At 55.3% G+C, this 18,707-nt stretch carries 15 protein-coding genes and 2 pseudogenes; 13 read left to right on the forward strand and 4 right to left on the reverse strand.

Going from position 1 to position 18,707, the window contains the following annotated elements:
* The first annotated feature begins 327 nt into the window (after positions 1 to 327).
* The gene (locus tag NMP98_RS15385; protein WP_254858747.1) at positions 328 to 2,271 is read left to right on the forward strand and encodes an archaea-specific SMC-related protein; all 1,944 of its coding nucleotides are present in this window, start codon (positions 328 to 330) and stop codon (positions 2,269 to 2,271) included.
* Between the two features lie 10 nt (positions 2,272 to 2,281).
* Here NMP98_RS15385 and NMP98_RS15390 read toward each other — a convergent pair whose 3' ends face one another.
* Positions 2,282 to 2,632: a DUF8109 family protein gene (locus NMP98_RS15390; protein ID WP_254858748.1), complete on the reverse strand. Its 351-nt coding sequence runs from the start codon at positions 2,630 to 2,632 to the stop codon at positions 2,282 to 2,284.
* Between the two features lie 112 nt (positions 2,633 to 2,744).
* Positions 2,745 to 3,305, reverse strand: coding sequence for a TATA-box-binding protein (locus tag NMP98_RS15395; protein ID WP_254861334.1), 561 nt, complete (start codon positions 3,303 to 3,305; stop codon positions 2,745 to 2,747).
* A gap of 330 nt (positions 3,306 to 3,635) precedes the next feature.
* On the opposite strand from NMP98_RS15395, the gene NMP98_RS15400 reads away from it, so the two are divergent.
* The 9 genes from NMP98_RS15400 to NMP98_RS15430 all read left to right on the forward strand — a co-directional run bounded on the left by NMP98_RS15400 (position 3,636) and on the right by NMP98_RS15430 (position 10,139).
* Positions 3,636 to 3,896, forward strand: a complete 261-nt coding sequence (locus tag NMP98_RS15400) for a winged helix-turn-helix transcriptional regulator (RefSeq protein WP_254858749.1) — start codon at positions 3,636 to 3,638, stop codon at positions 3,894 to 3,896.
* A 220-nt stretch (positions 3,897 to 4,116) separates the two neighbouring features.
* Positions 4,117 to 4,344, forward strand: a complete 228-nt coding sequence (locus NMP98_RS19665; RefSeq protein WP_497007554.1) for a DUF8106 domain-containing protein — start codon at positions 4,117 to 4,119, stop codon at positions 4,342 to 4,344.
* Positions 4,345 to 4,759: 415 nt separating this feature from the next.
* Positions 4,760 to 5,119: a MarR family transcriptional regulator gene (locus NMP98_RS15405; RefSeq protein ID WP_254858750.1), complete on the forward strand. Its 360-nt coding sequence runs from the start codon at positions 4,760 to 4,762 to the stop codon at positions 5,117 to 5,119.
* Entirely contained in the window at positions 5,116 to 5,454 is a 339-nt protein-coding gene (locus NMP98_RS15410) for a hypothetical protein (protein WP_254858751.1), read from the forward strand. The genes NMP98_RS15405 and NMP98_RS15410 overlap by 4 nt, the downstream gene beginning before the upstream one ends.
* Positions 5,455 to 5,491: 37 nt before the next feature.
* A complete protein-coding gene (locus NMP98_RS19620) occupies positions 5,492 to 5,647 on the forward strand; it encodes a DUF7837 family putative zinc-binding protein (RefSeq protein WP_438269620.1) in 156 nt (51 codons plus the stop codon).
* 44 nt (positions 5,648 to 5,691) lie between these two features.
* Entirely contained in the window at positions 5,692 to 5,973 is a 282-nt protein-coding gene (locus NMP98_RS15415; protein ID WP_254858752.1) for a helix-turn-helix transcriptional regulator, read from the forward strand.
* Between the two features lie 384 nt (positions 5,974 to 6,357).
* Entirely contained in the window at positions 6,358 to 8,337 is a 1,980-nt protein-coding gene (locus NMP98_RS15420) for an outer membrane protein assembly factor BamB family protein (RefSeq protein WP_254858753.1), read from the forward strand.
* Between the two features lie 94 nt (positions 8,338 to 8,431).
* Positions 8,432 to 8,767 (forward strand): hypothetical protein, encoded by a 336-nt coding sequence (locus tag NMP98_RS15425; RefSeq protein ID WP_254858754.1) that lies wholly within the window; start codon positions 8,432 to 8,434, stop codon positions 8,765 to 8,767.
* A gap of 376 nt (positions 8,768 to 9,143) precedes the next feature.
* Positions 9,144 to 10,139 carry a sensor histidine kinase gene (locus NMP98_RS15430; RefSeq protein ID WP_254858755.1) on the forward strand — a complete coding sequence of 332 codons (996 nt, stop codon included), beginning with the start codon at positions 9,144 to 9,146 and terminating at the stop codon, positions 10,137 to 10,139.
* A gap of 49 nt (positions 10,140 to 10,188) precedes the next feature.
* On the opposite strand, the pseudogene NMP98_RS19625 reads toward NMP98_RS15430, so the two are convergent.
* Positions 10,189 to 12,383, reverse strand: a pseudogene (locus NMP98_RS19625) (amino acid permease).
* A gap of 440 nt (positions 12,384 to 12,823) precedes the next feature.
* On the opposite strand from NMP98_RS19625, the gene NMP98_RS15445 reads away from it, so the two are divergent.
* Complete coding sequence (locus NMP98_RS15445) at positions 12,824 to 13,258, forward strand: hypothetical protein (RefSeq protein WP_254858758.1); 435 nt, start codon at positions 12,824 to 12,826, stop codon at positions 13,256 to 13,258.
* Between the two features lie 61 nt (positions 13,259 to 13,319).
* On the opposite strand, the gene NMP98_RS15450 is transcribed toward NMP98_RS15445, so the two are convergent.
* Positions 13,320 to 14,234 (reverse strand): GIY-YIG nuclease family protein, encoded by a 915-nt coding sequence (locus NMP98_RS15450; protein WP_254858759.1) that lies wholly within the window; start codon positions 14,232 to 14,234, stop codon positions 13,320 to 13,322.
* Positions 14,235 to 14,690: 456 nt separating this feature from the next.
* Between NMP98_RS15450 and NMP98_RS15455 the strand changes: the two are divergent.
* Both NMP98_RS15455 and NMP98_RS19630 read left to right on the forward strand, forming a co-directional pair.
* Positions 14,691 to 18,131, forward strand: a pseudogene (locus tag NMP98_RS15455) (AAA domain-containing protein); the annotation flags it as partial.
* Between the two features lie 78 nt (positions 18,132 to 18,209).
* A complete protein-coding gene (locus NMP98_RS19630; protein ID WP_411911612.1) occupies positions 18,210 to 18,470 on the forward strand; it encodes a DUF6788 family protein in 261 nt (86 codons plus the stop codon).
* Positions 18,471 to 18,707: the final 237 nt, after the last annotated feature.

The raw sequence follows: 18,707 nt of genomic DNA on the forward strand, positions 1-18,707 counted from the left end.
ACCACCGCAATACTGAATACACATCAGCCGAAATCATCCCAATCGAACGCGAAACAGCAACGTCCAGAAACTCCTCGGCCGAATGGTCTCAGTCACAGAAGGCAAACTCGGACAACTCCGCAACAGCGGAGAGTGGATCCTCGGCACTTTTCGAACAATTGCCGAAGTCAAAGATCTTTGAGAACGATATTACCTAATATGGCGTTCCCGAAATCCTTGATTGCAGCTGTGGGTTCTCAGGATAGATTTCAACCACGTAGTTATGGATATTAGCGTTTGTCACAATTGCAAAGAGTTAATATACGCATCGTACTTGTAAATTTGCATATGAATACAGAACAAGCCGAATCGAAAGGAGTGCTTTCCGTTAGTAATATCGGTGGAATCGACGAAACGGAACTCACAGTCGAATCGGGTATCACTATACTCTCAGGCCGAAATGCCACCAACAGAACCTCGCTGCTACAATCGATTATGGCAGCCCTCGGCAGCGACAACGCCTCTATCAAGGCTGACGCCGACGAAGCACACGTCGAACTCGACATCGGCGGAGAAACCTACACGCGGACGCTCCAGCGCCGAAACGGCACGATTCAAACCAGTGGTGACCCGTACCTCGAAGACCCAACCGTCGCAGACCTGTTCGCGTTTCTCTTAGAATCTAACGAGACCCGGCGGGCCGTCGTCACTGACGCAAACCTCCGTGACATCATCATGCGACCGGTCGACACCGACGAAATCCAATCGGAAATCGACCAACTCCTCGACGAACGACGGCAACTCTCCGACGAACTCGACGAACTCGACTCGCTCAAAAATCGACTGCCGTCGCTCGAAGAAGAACGGACCCAATTGCAAAACCAAATCGAGGAAAAACAAGCTGAACTCGAAGACCTCGAAGCCGACATCGAACAACGAGACGCCGACGTCGAACAGAGCCGCGACGACAAAGCCGAACTCGAAAACACGCTCGAAGACCTCCGCTCGAAACGCTCGGACCTCGAAAACGCCCGATACGAACTTGAAACCGAAGAAGACAGCCTCGAATCGCTTCAGACGGAGAAACAGGAAGTCGAAGACGACTACGAGAACCTCCCCGAGACGCCCGCCGGCGACCTCGACGAAATCGAATCCAAAATCGACCAACTCCGCGCCGAAAAACAATCGCTCGAATCCGAAGTCAACGAACTCCAGAGCGTCATCGGATTCAACCAAGACCTGCTCGAAGACGCCGGCAACGGCACATTCGACGCGCTTCAAACCAGCGCCGAAAGCGAAGAGGTAACTGACGAACTGCTCCCCGACGACACCGTCACCTGTTGGACCTGCGGCAGCGATGTCGAGGCCGACCAAATCGAAACCACCGTCGAAAAACTCCAAGACCTCAGCAAAGACACTGTCAGCGACATCAACGACCTCGACGCGGAACTCGATGACCTGAAAGAACAACGCCGTGAACGCCAAGACCAACAGCGAACGCGCGAACGCCTCGAGCGTCGCCAGCGAGAACTCGAATCCGAAATCGAAGACACGGAAGACCGAATTGAAACCCTCGCCGAGCGCCGTGACGACCTCCGCGAGGAGATTAAGACCGTCGAAGAAGAGGTCGATGAGTTGGAAGACGAATCCAACGAGGAACTACTCGAATTGCACAAAGAGGCCAACCAGCTTGAGTACGACCTCGGGTCGCTCGAGAGCGACCTCGAACGCGTCGAAGACAACATCTCGTCCATCGAAGAACGGCTCGACGAAGAAAGTGACCTCGAAAGTCGCCGCGAGGACATTAACGACGAAATCGAGGAGCTACGGACGAAGATCGAGCGCATCGAACAGCAAGCCATCGAGGGGTTCAACGAGCACATGGACACGGTGTTGGAGACGCTCGACTACCAGAACATCGCCCGAATCTGGCTCGAACGAACGGAACAGGAAGTTCGCGAGGGCCGGCGAAAGGTGACCAAGAGCGTCTTCGAGTTGCACATCATCCGCCAAACCGAATCGGGGACGACCTACGAGGATTCGATAACGAATCTCTCCGAGAGCGAGCGCGAAGTGACGGGGTTGATTTTCGCCCTCGCGGGCTATCTCGCCCACGAAGTGTACGAAACCGTCCCGTTCATGCTGCTCGATTCCCTGGAAGCAATTGATTCGGACCGCATCAGCCGCCTCGTCGACTACTTCGCCGGCTACAGCGACTTCCTCGTTGTTGCACTGCTGACCGAAGACGCACAAGCACTGGACGACAGCTATCACCGGATTACCGAGATCTAAGACGCGCCTCTCAGTCGGTTTTCTCGTCGAGGATTTCTTTGAGCCTGCTCTTCCCGAGTTCCTCTATAAGGACGGAGAGTTCGAGGATTTTCTCTTCGCCCAGCTCCTCGACGAGGGCCTCGATTTCGTCGGGCGAGAACGTACGAGCGAGACTCGACATCGTGTCGACGACCTCGCCGGTTTGCTCGGCGACCTCCGGCGTCGGCGCAATCGTGAGCGGCCGATTAACGAACTCACCGTCCTTGTTATAACAGAAGCGGAGCTGGGTGTGGTCCGTCTCTTCGGGCGTGACGATCTGGACGACGCCGTAGCCGCCCTCCCACGTGTCAATCGGTTGGTCGAGCAGTGTTCTGAAACGCATACACACAACGATTCACGCATAGTTCCGTAAGCGTATTCATTTATTATACCCTTACACAACAGCCAACTACGTCACGCAGCTCACTCTCTCGTAGCTTTATTCGGGTGTCAACTCACTTAAGCAGTCCGAGCTCACTCAGTTCCTCCTCAACTACATTGAGAGCATCTTCAGCGTCCTCAAGGTGTTTCCCGCCAGTCACAACGAATTTGCCACTCCCAAAGAGAAGTACGACGACGTTCGGGTCATCGAGCCGATAGACGAGTCCCGGAAACTGTTCGGGTTCGTATTCGACGTTCTCGAGTCCTAATCCGATCGCGATCGCATTTAGATTGAGTACGTGTTCAAGATCCCCGCTAGAAACGATGTTCTGGATTTCGATCTCTGGTGTATCGGCTACCTCAATACTCAAGTCACGGAGTTCATCAAAGACGTGCTCAAGAGCTGCTGTCACATCGTCTACGCTGTTCGCACCCGTACAGACAACTTTCCCTGAGCGAAAGATGAGCGTCGCGGCTTTGGGCTCTTGGGTTCGATAGACGAGTCCAGGGAAATTATCGGGGTTAAAATCGGCCGTTGGGAAGTCCGTAGCGAGCGTTTCGAGATCGAGTTCCTGCCCAATATCAGACGAGGCCACCACGTTCTCGACCTGAATTGACTTCATTGTCGCGCTCATATACGTAGCTACCAGGCACGAGCGGTATAAAACGGGGAGTAACTTCAACCGTTGGTTGGTACCTTCCGAACTAGACGTCGCAGACCTGATCACCTTCCGGTCATTGACGTGGATGACGATAGTTTTCGTTGTGGCCCTGAGTCCGGGTTCTGTATCGAAATTATGGTCACCTTCGTCGATGAGTTGTTTCACGGAGCGTACGGGCTTTCTTCCACGGCAAAAGACGTGGGCTTCCGAGCTGCTATCGGTGTGATTGCCGACAACCAATCGACTGTCTAGTGTATTGACACTCGAGGGTTTTTAAGGTAGTTCCGATCCCTCTTACCGGTAATGACTGACCAGCCGTCTCTCACAACGCAGGAGGCCTCTACTGATATCCAGGAACTCCCACCAAGTGCAAAACTCGTCGCAAAAACGCTGGAATACGAGGGCGAAAGTACCCAGTTGGATCTCGCTGAATCGACACGTCTCCCACCACGAACCGTTCGCTATGCGCTTACCCAACTCGAAGAAATCGGCGTCGTCACGGCACGTATCTCAATCATGGATGCCAGACAGAGTATTTACTCCCTTGAACTAACCAATGACTGAAACAGTAGAGCCGCACTTCAGAGTGTCCTACTCTTCCGTCTCCCAGACGAAATTTAACTAGAGTCAGTCGGCCTGCGGAGTGATCGGTAGTTGAGTTCTATCCCGCCTGTGACTGTTCCAGTCATGCCGAATCACCGCACGTGAATGGCATCAGAACCCAGATGCCTCAAATCCTCGAAACCGCGGGGTTATCCCCCTGAACACTGTATATAGAGGCACGGTGCCCTCTCCCAAATCTCTCGGACGTTCTCCAACTCCAAAGACGACGCTTTACTGTCCGACTTGCGGTCATGCAAGCCGTATCGACGGCGATTGGGTGGTTTGCAAACATGGCGAAACTACCGACATCAATTGTCCCGAGTGCGACCACACACTCACCACTCGCCCCACCGCCGACCAGTCGACCGAGGAAAGTAAGGTGCCCGGCGAGAAGCGTCTCGCCCCCTGACCACTTGGCGCCTCTGTTACCTGTATCAAGTGGCGACGCGGCGGTAGTATTTTTGGTAGCTACCACGTTCTCATTCCTGTCTCGGTCTGTCGATGGCTCACATCTCGATACCGGGACCGCACATATGGGTCGTGTCTGGTTTTCGCAGATGGTCCCGGGCACGGCCCGGATAGTGCGCGGGCGGAGAATACTCTGAGTGATAGACAAACTGACTCCCGAGCTGTCTTTTTCCGCATCCTATGAGAGATCGCCCATCACAGGGACGTTTCAGGATGCGACCGCCATAGAGAGCATTTCCGGCACCAAGGACCCAATCAGGACAATGAAATCGAATGGGAGGGAAAGGCGCTTAGCGCCCCAATCCAAGCAACAAACAGTCCAAACAACTATCTTCTAACTACACCAACACCCATCTATGTCGAGCGGTACTATCGATATCGAGGAATTCGAGAACGCCGATAGCGACGAATTCGAAGAGCGGACGGATACCGAGCGAATCGTGCTTTTCCTCGATGCACACGACGACCGTGCGTGGAAGGCTGCGACGATCGCCAAGCGACTCGGGATGGAGACGGACGCCGTCAGTGCAATCCTCTCACGACTGAAAGAGCGCGGACTCGTGCGGCATAAGCGTCCGTACTGGGCGATCACCGACGACGACGAGCGGCTTCAAGCCGCCTACCAACTTCACCAGTACCACGAGAATGCAACCGAACAGTACGGCGGGGAGGATCTCGAGGCGTTGCGTACCAGCGAGATGGAGGATGTGCAGTGACTGCATTTGACGAACTGAAACGTGGCGATATCATCTGGGGGTCCGACCCACTCTCAGAGAAGGGGCGGCCGATGCTCATACTTGGGAGCCCTCGATTTCCGGTCCACGGTATCCAACTCATCACGGTCCTGGTTTCCACGAAAACCTACCACGAGGACTCGCTCACGCTCCGAGATAACGACTACGAGGGCGATCCCCTCGGGGAACGAAGTCATGTTCTTCCATGGTCGCTCGCGACCCTCAACGATGCTGCAGACGTTGAGTTGTATATGACATCCCTCGTCAGCGATCGCACGGCCGAAGTAGCAACACGTGCAATCGAATACATTTCCTGAATCGATACGAGATGAATACGCAATAGATAGTCCGATAATGCCATCCGACAACTCGACACTTGGCCGATGCCCCGACTGTGAAGCATCGATCCCGAAACGATGCCTCCTCATCGAATACGAGACTGAGGATGGTGATGCGTCTGCGTACGCCGAATGCCCGGACTGTGATAAGGTCGTTTCACCCGACGCCTGAACAGCAGTCGGTATTCTTAACATTTGATAGATTAACAGATATGTATGCACGATCTGACGGGATTCCAGCGCGATTTACTATACGTGATCGACGGCCTCGACAATCCCCATGGCCTCGCAATCAAGGCAAGCCTCGAAAACTACTACGAGAAAGAAATCCATCACGGTCGGCTGTATCCCAATCTCGACGAACTCGTTGAGAAGGGACTCGTCGAAAAAGGTGAGAAAGACCAGCGGACAAACATCTATACGCTCACACGTCGTGGTCGCCGGGAAATAGAGGCGCGACGTGAGTGGGAGCAACAGTATGTTCAGCCTCAAGAGTAACACCCCACTTGCAGTTGCCAGAAGAGGCCCTCTGAACATCGGGGTTCTCCCGCTTTCACAACCCCCACCCAGAACCGTGCGAACCAATGTATCGTGCTCAATCGTTCAATATAGGAGACTCACATATCAGTCAACCCGCGGACTTACTTGATACCAGCCAGGAATGCCGTACGAGATACAGAGAGTACGTACACCGGACGGCCGCAGACGAGTGTGTGATTTCTAAGTAGACACCGAACCCCGGCAGGCAAGCGCCCAATACCATCTCGAACCGTCTCTATGGGTGAGCAGTAATCTATGTTACGAGCGTGTAGTTATTTATTCAGAGTCCACCAACGCCCCGGTATGGGGGGTAAACCGAGTCGACGACAAGTACTGTCACTGATGGGTGCGACACTCGGAGGGGTCGCTGTCTCCGGGCGAGTCACGGGAGACGACGCGACGGATGGGACTGTCTACGCCGTCTCCGAAGCCGGTGAACTGGTCGCCTTCGCCGCGGCGACCGGCGACCGCCGGTGGGGATTTGAGTTCTCAGCCGACCCGCCCAGCACTGCGGGACCGCCGCTGGTCTGGAATGGGACAGTCTACCTCAACGGTCGGGGGCGACTGTACGCCGTCGACGCCGCGACAGGAGAGGAGGAGTGGGCCTTCGAGACCGACTTCCCGGCAATCAGCCCTCCGACGATCCACGACGGATCCGTCTACATCCAGAATTATTCCGGTGCCACACCCAGAACGGTCCCTCGTCGCCCCAAGGGGACAGCGTACCTGTACGCGCTCGATGCCGAAACGGGTGAACGAACGTGGCGGACTCGCAGCGCGGTACTCACGCTCCCATGTCAGGCGCCGCTAGTGTACGACGGATCCGTGTTCGTACTCGGGAAAGCCGCCTTCAGCGGGGGCACGATGTCGGCCTACGATGCCGAGACCGGCGACCAGCTCTGGGAGCAAGGGACCTACGACGGGCTTCCACTCCGCGTCCCACGGTACGGGCCAGTCGCTCTCGACGGAACCGTCTACGTGCGAGGGATAAACATTCTGACCGGAGTGGATCCGGACACCGGCGAGACTGTCTGGGGCGTGGGCGAAAGCTTGCTACGGGACAAACCCGGAGGTCCCAACGCAGGGAAATTGTCGGTGTACGGACAGACGTTATTATCAGCTCGCGACGAAACAATGGACCGGTTCGACCCGGACTCGGAGAGACCAACTTTTCGCCCGTTCGACAACGTTGGCGAACTCGGCTACCTGAACTCCGCGTTCGTCGTCGGGCGTCCCACGGCGGCGCGCCACCCGTACGTGGTGGTCGGGTCCCGACCCGAATTAGACGACGGCGCTGGAGACGATCCAAGCGTCCGGTTCCGAGCAACGACGGCGAATCCCACATTCTTCAATCCGGACCCCGAATGGACGTACGAACAGTCGACCCTAGTGAATCCGACGGCCGCCGGCGCCACCGTCTTCATCGGCGGCGCGGAACTGACAGCGCTGGACATCCGGGACGGAACCGAGCGGTGGTCGTCCGACGCGTTTGCGGATCGAATCGTCACTGCTCCGACCGTCGCGACTGACCCGGAGGGCGGCCACAGCGTCGACGAACGGATCCGCCATCAGACCATCAACGGCCACGACGAACTCGGACCGCGTCCGGCGTCGTTCCGAGTGGGTGCCGGTCGACTCTCCGCATCCGGACTCAATACCGGGGACGAGTACTGGTTCCCCGACGAGCAGATAGAACCTCGAATAAAACTCGACTACGACACGCGGTACGTCGGTCGAATCGACGACGACCGAATCGTTGTTCCGCGGGCGGCAGTGGATGAATTCCGAGCCGAACACAACGGCTCTCTTGGGGTCGTAGTGATGTTGCACAACACCGGTGGCGTGGCGACCGAGAAGCCAGTCGAGGTACGCGTCGGAGAGACGACGCTACAGACGAAGGTACACATTCAGGGGTACGGTGCCGGCCTCCTGTACCTGTTCGAAGACGTGGCGGCGACTCCAAGGTACGTCGATTCGGAGAACATCGAGGCGGGGACGACGACGTATTTCGACAGTTCGACACACGTCAGTCTCTCGGGGGAGCGGTTGCTGAACAACGGTTACACCGACCTCACGGTCGCGACACCGGACCACGAGCGGACGATTCGATTCGAGGGCGCCGCGTCGGGTGACACTGCAGCCCAGACAGAATCTCCGGAGGGCGCCGACTCCTCGAATGAGCAAACAGAGCCAGTAGACGGGGGAGGGCAGGATGCGACTGAAGCGTCTGGCTCCGGATTCGGAGTGGCAACTACACCTGCTGCGATAGCAGCTGGGGGATACGCTCGATATGTGTGGCAGAAGCGAAACGAAGAAAAATAAGAGTTATTCAGTGTAAATCGCCCTATCTAGGTGAAGCACGTATCATTCAGTACAGGCGGGATATTTACGTCAGTATTGTTCGATTAGACGACTAATGACCGATTGGGAGCGAGTGAGACAAGAACTCAAAGAGGCGGGATATTCTGGATTCGAGTTCGATAGCGGCGATACGGCCGTGCCAGGATTGTCTGGTGAGTGGGTATCCGGTCAGATCCCACGCGAGGGAGGACTGAAACACGAGAACCAACCACTTTGGATACGGATTCTCGACGCGTTACCGATGGGTGATACTATAGAAGCCGACCCGAAAAATGCCCCGGAAAGCATACGCAACATTGCCACTGAACACGAGTTGAAAGTCGTGATATTCACCGTCTCTGCCGACGAGGTACGCATCGCACTTTGTGACCCCTCAGAACATGATTTGTAACAGTGTGTTCGCACGTCTACAATCCGCTGGGGATTGCGCATATAGAAGGACTTCAATCCCGAAGGTGTTGAACGCCGAAAATCATCACTCCTCGTGTGGTAATTTCCATCACCCTAAAAATCAGTTGTGATATCCCTCCGTAGTGACGGCGCTTCGAGAGCTATACCACCGGATTTCGTGAAAAGGCCTCTCAGAAAATTCTCCTTGGCACGCTCAACGTCGGGACACAAGCATGGAAGAAGTCCGCCCTCTCTCTAAACTACTGCAAGTAATCTGAATCCTGCAGGGCAAGCGGCAGACCGATTCTGTATAAAAATTCGACTAGAATATCGTGTAATGTACTGGATGCTTTATTTGAACTTGAGATAGATTAGCAATGCCCGATTACCACGAACTGTTCGAGAAAATCCCGGATGGGATTACGCTCCACGACACGACAGATGGCTCACTTCTCGATGCCAACGAACAGTTCTGTGAAATGTTGGGCTACACCCGCGAGGAACTCCTTGAATTGCGCTTTGAAGATATCATCCTTGACGAACCACCCTATACGAGCGAGCGCGCCGAGGAATACATCCAGAACGCAGCCACCGACGGCCCCCAGACCTTCGAGTGGCGTGACATAACCAAAGCCGGAGACCCCCTCCCCGTCGAAGTCCATCTCAGACAAACCACTATCGATGGCAAGCAACGCATTCTCGCGGTCGTTCGGGATATCACCGACCGGAAGCAACGCGAACGCGAACTGCAACGCAAAAACGAACGGCTTGAAGAGTTCGCCAGCGTCGTCAGCCACGACCTCCGTAACCCCCTAAACGTCGCACAAGGATGGCTCGACCTCGCCCGCGAAGAGTGTGACAGCGAACACCTTACTGCCATCGAGCGAGCCCACGACCGGATGGACACGCTTATCGAGGATTTGCTGACGCTCGCCCGCGACGGAGAAACGACGATGGAACTCGAGAACGTGGTGCTAGCGGACATCACCGCCCGCTGCTGGGAGAACGTTGAGACAGCTGCAGCAACGGTACACATCCAGACGACGCAGACGATTCGAGCCGACTACACCCGCCTCCAGCAATTACTTGAGAATCTGATGCGGAATGCTACCCAACATGGCGGGGAGGATGCGACGGTCACGGTGGGTGAGTTGGCTGATGGCTTCTTCCTCGAGGACAACGGGCCCGGAATCCCAGAGGAAACACGCACACGGGTGTTCGAGGCGGGGTACACCACATCCGCCGAGGGCACAGGCTTTGGCCTCAAAATCGTGAACGAAGTCGCCGTTGCCCACGGATGGGACATCACCGTAACGGAGGCCGAGACCGGCGGCGCACGCTTCGAAATCACCAACGTCACCCTGAGTGAGTGATGGGCAATATCGAAAGTTAACAGACCAACCCAGACGGGCGAACAGAAATCTAAAACAACTGCTGTTCGACCGCACGACGAAGGCGCCCCGGTTGGCTTTCCCCGTAGACAATCAGCGTGCCGTGTTCTGTCCCAGCAGTCACGGGGTCGGTGCGACCGAACAGCCGGTCGGTAAGCCCACGCTGGATACCGCTGACAACAATGACATCGGAGTCCGCAGCCGCGAGTTCGATCGCTTCATCGATCCCCGACTCGATAACTCTCGTCTCGACCGGCGCCTCACACAACTCAACCAGCTCAGAGAGGTAATCGTTGGTCGTGTTCCGGCGACTCTCCGGGGCGTCCGCTCCAAGCGGGAAATAGAAGGTAATGGTTCCACCAACAGCCGTGGCGAGGGCGTCGGCCAGCCCCACCTTCGTTGGATCGAACGGCCCTTCGTCGGTCACGACGCCGATACGTTCGACGGCTTCGTGATCGAGATTCGAGACTTCGATCACATCACAGGGAGCGTGGTTCTCGATCCAGTCCGCATCACTGCCCAGCAACGGCTTCGATCCGGCCGAACGCTCGATAATCAGGGTATCGGCGTCGACCTCGGCGGCGTAGTTGACGATAGCGTGGCGGGTGTCGTGGCTGACGACCTCGCCGTACCGAATCGGTATCGTCGAATCAGTCGCCCGATCAGCCATTCTCGTCTCGAAGGCTTGGTCGGCCTCGGTGAGGGTATCGGCGGATTGCGGAAGGGGCGTCTGGTCGGGCGCCTCGTCGAACTGGACGACACGGACACCGCCCTCACGAGTCTGCGCTAAATCCACAGCAAGGTCAATCAGTGCCCGCTCAACGGCAGGGGCCGTCCGCTCGGTGACTGCCACCAGCACCTCGTCGCCGCCGGTTTCCACCGCAGCTTGGGTCTGCTCGACCACGTCCCGCCCAACGCTCCGTCGGACGGCGTCAGTCATTGCGCCCTCACGCCCGACCCCGCCCCGGCGGGAGACGAAGAGATAGTACCACCCCATCGAGCCCGCAATGATGACGACAGCCCCGACCAGCGGAACGAACCCAATGTATCGCAGGAGAACGATTCCGCCGACAATGCCGACCAGCTGAGGAAGGGGGTACAGCGGTGATTCGAAACTGGGGTCGTAGGCTTCGATTGAGCCCTGTCGGAACGCGATGAGCGCGACGTTGATGAGGATGAACACCAGGATTTTGAACGCACTGGCGAGTTTGGCGATGTCGTCGATTGGGACGAATGCGATGAGGACGAGCAACACGCCGCCGGTAATCGTAATGGCGTTGACTGGCGTCTCGAAGCGGTCGCTGACGGTCTCGAAGATGTCGGGTGCGAGACCGTCGCGACTCATCGCGAAGGGGTACGCGACGAGGAGAGAATGCCCGCATTAGCGGTGCTGATTAGCGCGAGGAGCGCCGCGATAACGACAGCGATGACACCAAGGGCGGGGAGGGCGTTGTTGGCGGCGACTTCCATCGGGGTTTGCGTGTCGGTTAGGGCGGCTTGGTCGGCGACGCCGACCATGACGGTCACGATGGCGACGTAGATAGCGGCGGTGATGATGAGCGACCCGAGGATGCCGAGTGGGAGGTTCCGGTCGGGGTTTTCGACCTCTTCGGCGACGCTGGCAATTTTCGTGACGCCGGCATACGAGACGAAGACGAACCCGGTCGCCCCGAGGATGCCTTCGAATCCACTATCGAAGAAGCCCTCGAAGCGGGCGCCTTCGACGCTCGGTACGCCGGCGACAATGAACCAGACCATTACCGCCAGCATGACCGCGACGATAGCGATTTGCATCCGCCCGGTCTGCTTCGCGCCGGCGATGTTCAGGACGATGAGGAGTGCCGCGACGGTAAGTGCGACTGGTGTCACCGGCAAATCGAACAACAGGACCAGGTACGGTGCGCCGCCGACCAGCGCCAGCGCTCCCTTGAACGTCAGCGAGAACCAGGTTCCGACCCCGGCGATAGTCCCGAACAGCGGGCCCATCGCTCGCTCGATGTAGAGGTATGTCCCGCCGGCCTCGGGCATCGCCGTCGCCATCTCGGATTTGCTCAGGGCGGCGGGCAACACCAGCACCCCCGCGAGGAAGTACGCGAAGACGACTGCCGGCCCAGCCATATTCATCGCCAGCCCCGGCAGGATGAAGATGCCGCTGCCAACCATCGCACCGATACTGATGGCCGTTACCGACGGGAGGCCCAGGTCGCGCTCCAGTTGTTTTCCCATTGTGTGGAGATACCGGCTCGTCAGTTGTTTGCGGACGAGTCCACGATCGACGCGGTCTCGAAAACTGGGCCGGTCGGGTACCCGTATCGGATGCTCAACTGCAAGCCAATTAAGTAACGCGATACGGTGTCGAATATCCCGCAAACGCGCCGAAACAGCTGGTAAATTGGACTACTACGAAACCATCAATGTGGACTTGATTGAGACAGACGAACGACATAGCTGGCCAGTTGGGTCTCAACTCACTCCGTATACGTTTCAGTCTCCGGTGTCTTCGACAGGAAACGATTCCGACAAGAATAGTTAAGAGTTCGTCAGAAGACACCACTCCATGGCTACAACTCAGAGGCGTCTTAGGTGTGGTCTCTTAAATTATATCAATTCAGCAATATTATGTATCTTGGGGAATCTTTTATTTTGGAGTCAATCCATGAAATTGTATGTTTCGGACGTTAAAGAGGCTCCTTGGTACTAATGAGAGGAAAGCTGTAGAGACAGTAGAAACCGCGATGGATGCCGCAATGGTGGAAGCAAGCAGTGGTGGGGAGACGACATTTAAATCCTATGAAGAGCAGAAGAGAATCGCGGAAAAAAAGAAGGGCAAGCAGCATCGCCAGCAAGAACAACAGTACAACGAGCATTTTGACGGATGCCCTTCATGCTCCAAACACGGCTTGACTATACAATGGATTATCCTTAGTGAAAATAAGAAAGCCAAATCAATTGAATGCCAATACTGCAATACAATGTTTCGTGAAAAAGTTGTCAATGGTGAACTTGAACTCCAAGCAGTGGATTCTATTCACGATGTACGCCCAGTAAAATCAGCCGAACAATACGAACGACGAAAGCATGAGAAATTAGGTAATTTATAGTTCGAGAACTCTGACCCTTACAATGCTGGCGTCCACGTTCATTCCTGATCAGGACTCCCTATTACATATTTTCGGAATAGACGAACGCCTTATCACCACTATTGAGTTCGCGTGCGAGTTCCCCTTCCAAACGCTCTGCCTCTTCCGAGGAGGAACAACCGTGTATCTTGAGTATACTCCTTGGTCGATACACATGAGTAAACTTGATTCCGTGATGACCACTCCCGGCGTTATGCGCCTTCATCCGCCTCAATAAATCATCTGCTTTCCCGACATAGATCAAGCTTTTATTCTGATTTAAAGCAATAGCGGCTTGGTCAACCGGATCTAAAGAGTCCAACGCTTGGTCAGCAATTAATTTCGCTTTAGCCATAGAACGCTTATGCGTGACCTTAGCAGGCTCTTCATGCCCTTTGGGTGGGGTGCAATTCAAGACGTACACAAATGATTCTGAATCAGCCAAATCTGAGTTTTGGTCAAGCCAATCCCTAAGGACCTGTTCACATCTATCATCGAAATTGGCGATAGGTACGACATCAGGTTCTATAACTCCACTACGATGAGGGATATCAGGGGAAGAGTCCACTTCCTCAGGAAGATCAGTTGGCACATGATTTTCCTGTTGGACGACTTCTTGGTCTGTGTTGGCGTCAAATGCTACAATGCACTTCGCGTAGAGACGATTTGTTATTGTACCACCCCACATATCGTGAGGGGGATGCCCAATTCTTTCGTGTAGCAATATTGCCAGCCCAAGCGACCGCTTACCTACCGGATCTAAATCATCTGAGAACTCCTCACTGCGAGATGCATAATCTATCGGAGTATGTTCAGGGGCCAATTCACGGAACATCACTTCGCACAGCGGGTTATAAGAAGTGGGTCGCTCACCAGTACGTTCCTCAAATGCGTCCCTGAGTTCTCGCTTAGTGTTATTCCGCTCCCATACCTTGATTTCTTCGCGAAAATCGGCCATTTATGCTAGATTACACCCAGACAAAATAATAGTGATCGGTCGTAACTGGGTCAATTATCACATCGACTCGCAATGAATAGCTGCCAGCAATCTCCCCCGGATTACAGCACTCGATATCGAGTGTTTCCTCAAATCCCTCTAATTCAGACCGAACTCACCCGGAGAACCGGTTCAGTATTGAATCATCTTTATAGACTCCTAACGTAGAACTCCAGTACACTTCCACCCACTATGTCATCACCCTCTGATTCTGAACACACGCCACGGCAGTCTGCTGACGATCCACCAGAGGTGACTGAAAACGACCTCTTCGAGTACCCACGAACGATTTCCCCCGCCGAAATCGGTGAGTACATCAGTTTCGACCAGTGTCCTCGCTATTTCAAACACCGCGTGGAAGAGCAAGATTCGTCCTAGTACCACGATGGAAGTGACTTCACCGAAGCCTTCCGGGCATTGAATCTCCTCCTCTCAAAGGCAGGACAGGACTTCGAAGAAGAAGTCGTCGAGAAAGTCGCAACCGATGCCTGTGATCTACTGGATTTAGAGCGGGACGTCGACGACTTCACGCCAGATCACGGCACGCTCGTCGAGACAATCGCTACAGCGTGCAGCCAGCAGCCAGCCCCAGATACACCAGCCATCATTACTCAGGCGAGTGTCGCCGGGACGATTGGCGTGTGGAACGTCGGTGGTGACATCGACCTCGTATTCGTGTGGGCAACCGATACCGGTGCGAAAGTTCGAATTGTCGACATCAAGCGAACCGACGAGGAAAAAAGCTACCACCAGATACAGGCGGCGACGTATGTGGCCCTGCTGGAAGACGTACTCGCTACTGCCCCCAGTGTCGATACCGAGATGGTGACTGTCGACGCCGGAATCATTACTCAGGACGATACTGACTCAATCGCACCGATAGCCGATGCCGTACCGACGTTCGATGTCGGGCCACGAGTGATGGATATCAATCGGCTACTTTCCTCGGGCGGCGAGTTACAGGAACTCTCAGAGACTGACTTCAAGGACGTTTCCTACCAACTGAATACGAAATGTGCAAACTGCCCATATAACGAGTCCTGCCTGACGGACGCCTATCAGGAAGGCCATCTACGACTACTCGGGCTTACAATCTCCCAGCAAGAGCTACTGGCGGAACACGGGATTGAATCTGTGAGTGACCTTGCTGACCTTTGCCAGCCACCAGATGATGATGACTGGTATCCGACTGAGTATCGACGCGGGCGAAACGGGACACCCGTCTATCAAGAATTGGAAACAACTCCGGGGATCGGCGAGTTACTTCCAACGTTAGTCTACCGAGCCCAAATTCTCGAAGACCAACTCCATTCAACTCAATACCCGAGCGAGGAGAATGGAGGTCAAAAGGCATCTGGTAGCGGGGTTAGTGACCGCCCGCGGCCGTGGGTTCCTGGGACGGGTCGGTGTTCACTACCTGATGATGAGCCCGATGATGATGGGCCATTTGAGACAGTGTGGCGCAATGGGTCGATGATTCGCGTGTATCTGAACGTCCAGCGGGATCATCTTCGCGACCGAATTCTACAGATTAGCGGGCGTGTGACGGCAACAGCGAGTGAGGTTGAACCACAGCGGATGGCAGTCGCGAGCGATGGGGCGCCAGATCTCGACAGTGGCGCAGACACGGCTGAGAAAGCACTGCTCCAGGAGTTCATCGGTGAGCTATACGAAGCCATCAGAAGAGTGGATACGGGAATCGACTATACTGGCGTTGCGCAGACAGACCCACTCCTGCATTACTACCTGTATGATTCAACGGAGATGAGGGCGCTACAAGACGCGTTCGGCCGACACGACGACGAGCTCATAGAGTCATTCCAGGATGTCCTAGAGGGAGAGGCCGGGAAAGATCGACCGATGGTGTCCGTCCTCAAGCCGATTGTCAGCCAGCACCTCCAATTACCAACTCCCGCCATCGGGTTGCTTACCGCCTACCGGTCGGTGTCCCCGCCGACGGATGCCTATCGCAAACCCCGCACGAACGACGAGTGGAGTTACACGCCTGAGGGGAGTTCCGAGACGTTCGAGCTACGTCGGGTCTTTTCGTATCGATTGTTTAGCCGAACCGTCACGGGTGACCCAGACCCTGACGGGGGCGGAATCGTTGACCCGACCAGGGGAGCTGGTGGGAGTGGTGTTCCCACGCGGATGCGATACGACTCGAGCATCCCGCTTGGATATCTCTGGAGTGCAGTCGGGCGGATTGATGCAGAATGGGTGCAATCAGTGCGGGAGAAATATGAACTGGGCGACTACCCGCTTCAATCGTTCCGGTATCGGGATACAGCGGGGGAAACAGCTCCACTTCGCCCAACGGATATCGAGACGCTTGGGCGGCATTTCTGTGACGCACTCGAACACATCGAACGGAGTCTCACAGTCAAGGATGCAACGCTCGATAAACAGCCATACCCAATCGAAACGCTTGCCGAGGACTCGTTTGAGTCGCCAACGCTGGCCGAAGCCGGACGTGAATATCTCCGGATTGAGCATAGTGTCGCTCGAAACGAAGAGTATTCTCACTACCGAATGCAGCAACCCCAGCGGTTGCTTAGTGGGAATACGCTTCCCGTCCAAATCATCGATATCGAAGAAGTATCCGATATATCAGCCCGGGTTACCGGTCGGGTACGGTACGATAACCAGTTCCACAACCCGACGAACGCCGAGCGCGTGAAGCGTGCGTGTCGGGTGAAAGGAAGTGATGGATCAAGCAGCGGGTCGTGGATGGTAGCAAACGAATGGCAGCCGGGGCGGACTGACGAGGTCGTCTCAACACCCTACGGGATTGAGTCAGGCGTCCAAGCAACCATCGAAACGTTAGACCTTGACAACAACGAGGTTGTGTTCAGTCTGAACAATTTCTGGGGGTCGAGTGCCGAATTCGGTCGACGGCACGACAAATGGGCGACAGACCCAGCCAAAGGTGGACCAGAGTCTCCGTATGTGGTGTTCAAAACAGGCGACTCGGTATTGCTTGACCCACAGACTGACGATATCAATGCAGGGCGGGTCGATACCGCACTTGAGTACATCGACGACAACGCTCTACATACTTGTTTGGAGCGAATTCGGTGGGGGAAAACCCCTGCACCGGAGACTAGCCTCTTCGAAGAGCGGTATCTCAACGCCTTTGGCGAATTTCTAGCCGACAACATCAACCCGGATGTCGAAGATAGCGAAGAGGCCGAATCCTCCTTCCCTAGCAATGAACAACAAGCCTTCATCAGAGAACACGAGTCACAAATTGTTGGCCTGCAAGGGCCGCCTGGAACTGGGAAAACAGACGGGGCGTTCGCGCCAGCAGTTCTGGCGCGAGCTTGGGATCGAAGCCGACGAGAGTTGCCGTTTGCCGGACTTGTTACTGCACCGTCCAATACAGCGATTGATGAACTCCTCGAGAGCGTTTCCGACCTGTATGCGGCGTGCAATTCAAAAGATCCGTCGAGTGCGCTGGGGTCTGTAGAGTTAGTACGGATTACCGGTGACAAACCGGCTGACGCGCCGGAGTGGGTATCGTATATTGATTACAATGATTCTGATGATGACGCTGAACTAGAACGCCTTGGACAGCGACTCCGAGAGACAACACCAGGAGAGCAAGGAACACGAGCCGACTTCGACGATGGTAATGACTCGGCAACACAGACGGTCGTATTCGCAACGCCAAGTCGGGCGTGGAAGCTACTTGACTATATCATCCAAGGTGACGAGGAAGCGGAGACTGCGGCTGCATCCATCTGGCATCTACTGACTGTCGATGAGGCCTCAATGATGACGACGCCACAGTTCTTGCTGTCCGGCGTTGGGCTTCAGGAAGCTGGTCAGGTGTTGGTCGGCGGCGACCACCGGCAACTGTCTCCAGTGCAGAAGCACGACTGGAGTGAGGAGCGGCGACGCAGTATTCGAGCAACCGTTCCGTACCTCTCTGCGTTGGACTATCTTCGTGTCCTTCGCGGTGAGGAAGAAGACGTCCTCGAGGAAGATGCAGCTGACGAGTGGGAACACAGCCGAGATGCTGAGGCGGAAGATAACAAGATTGCAGGGCGACCAAACGATCTCCCGGACGATGTGCCCGCTAAAGCGACGATCACGATCAAGGAAATCAACGACAACCGCTACTCCTACTGGCAGTGGAGAGAAGGCGAAAAAGTGATTTCCAAATACAAAGACCCAGTCAATCTAGATGAGTGAACTCGAACAGATAGACACCCCATGTTTCCGTTGTTTCTCCACGCAGTCCTCATCACAGACGGAACGAACCACTAAAAAACCGTAGGGCAAACCCCTGTTTTCGAGCTGAGGCGGTCGCGATATCGCGAACGGAAGGAGAAAACAGGGTTTCAGAACCAATGGATTAGCAAAAACGAAGAGCAATGAATTGGCACCAGTTAGAGTGCTTATAGGTCGGTATCGACGATGCTCGCAAAC

The organism is Natronomonas gomsonensis (assembly GCF_024300825.1).
Taxonomy (GTDB): domain Archaea; phylum Halobacteriota; class Halobacteria; order Halobacteriales; family Haloarculaceae; genus Natronomonas; species Natronomonas gomsonensis.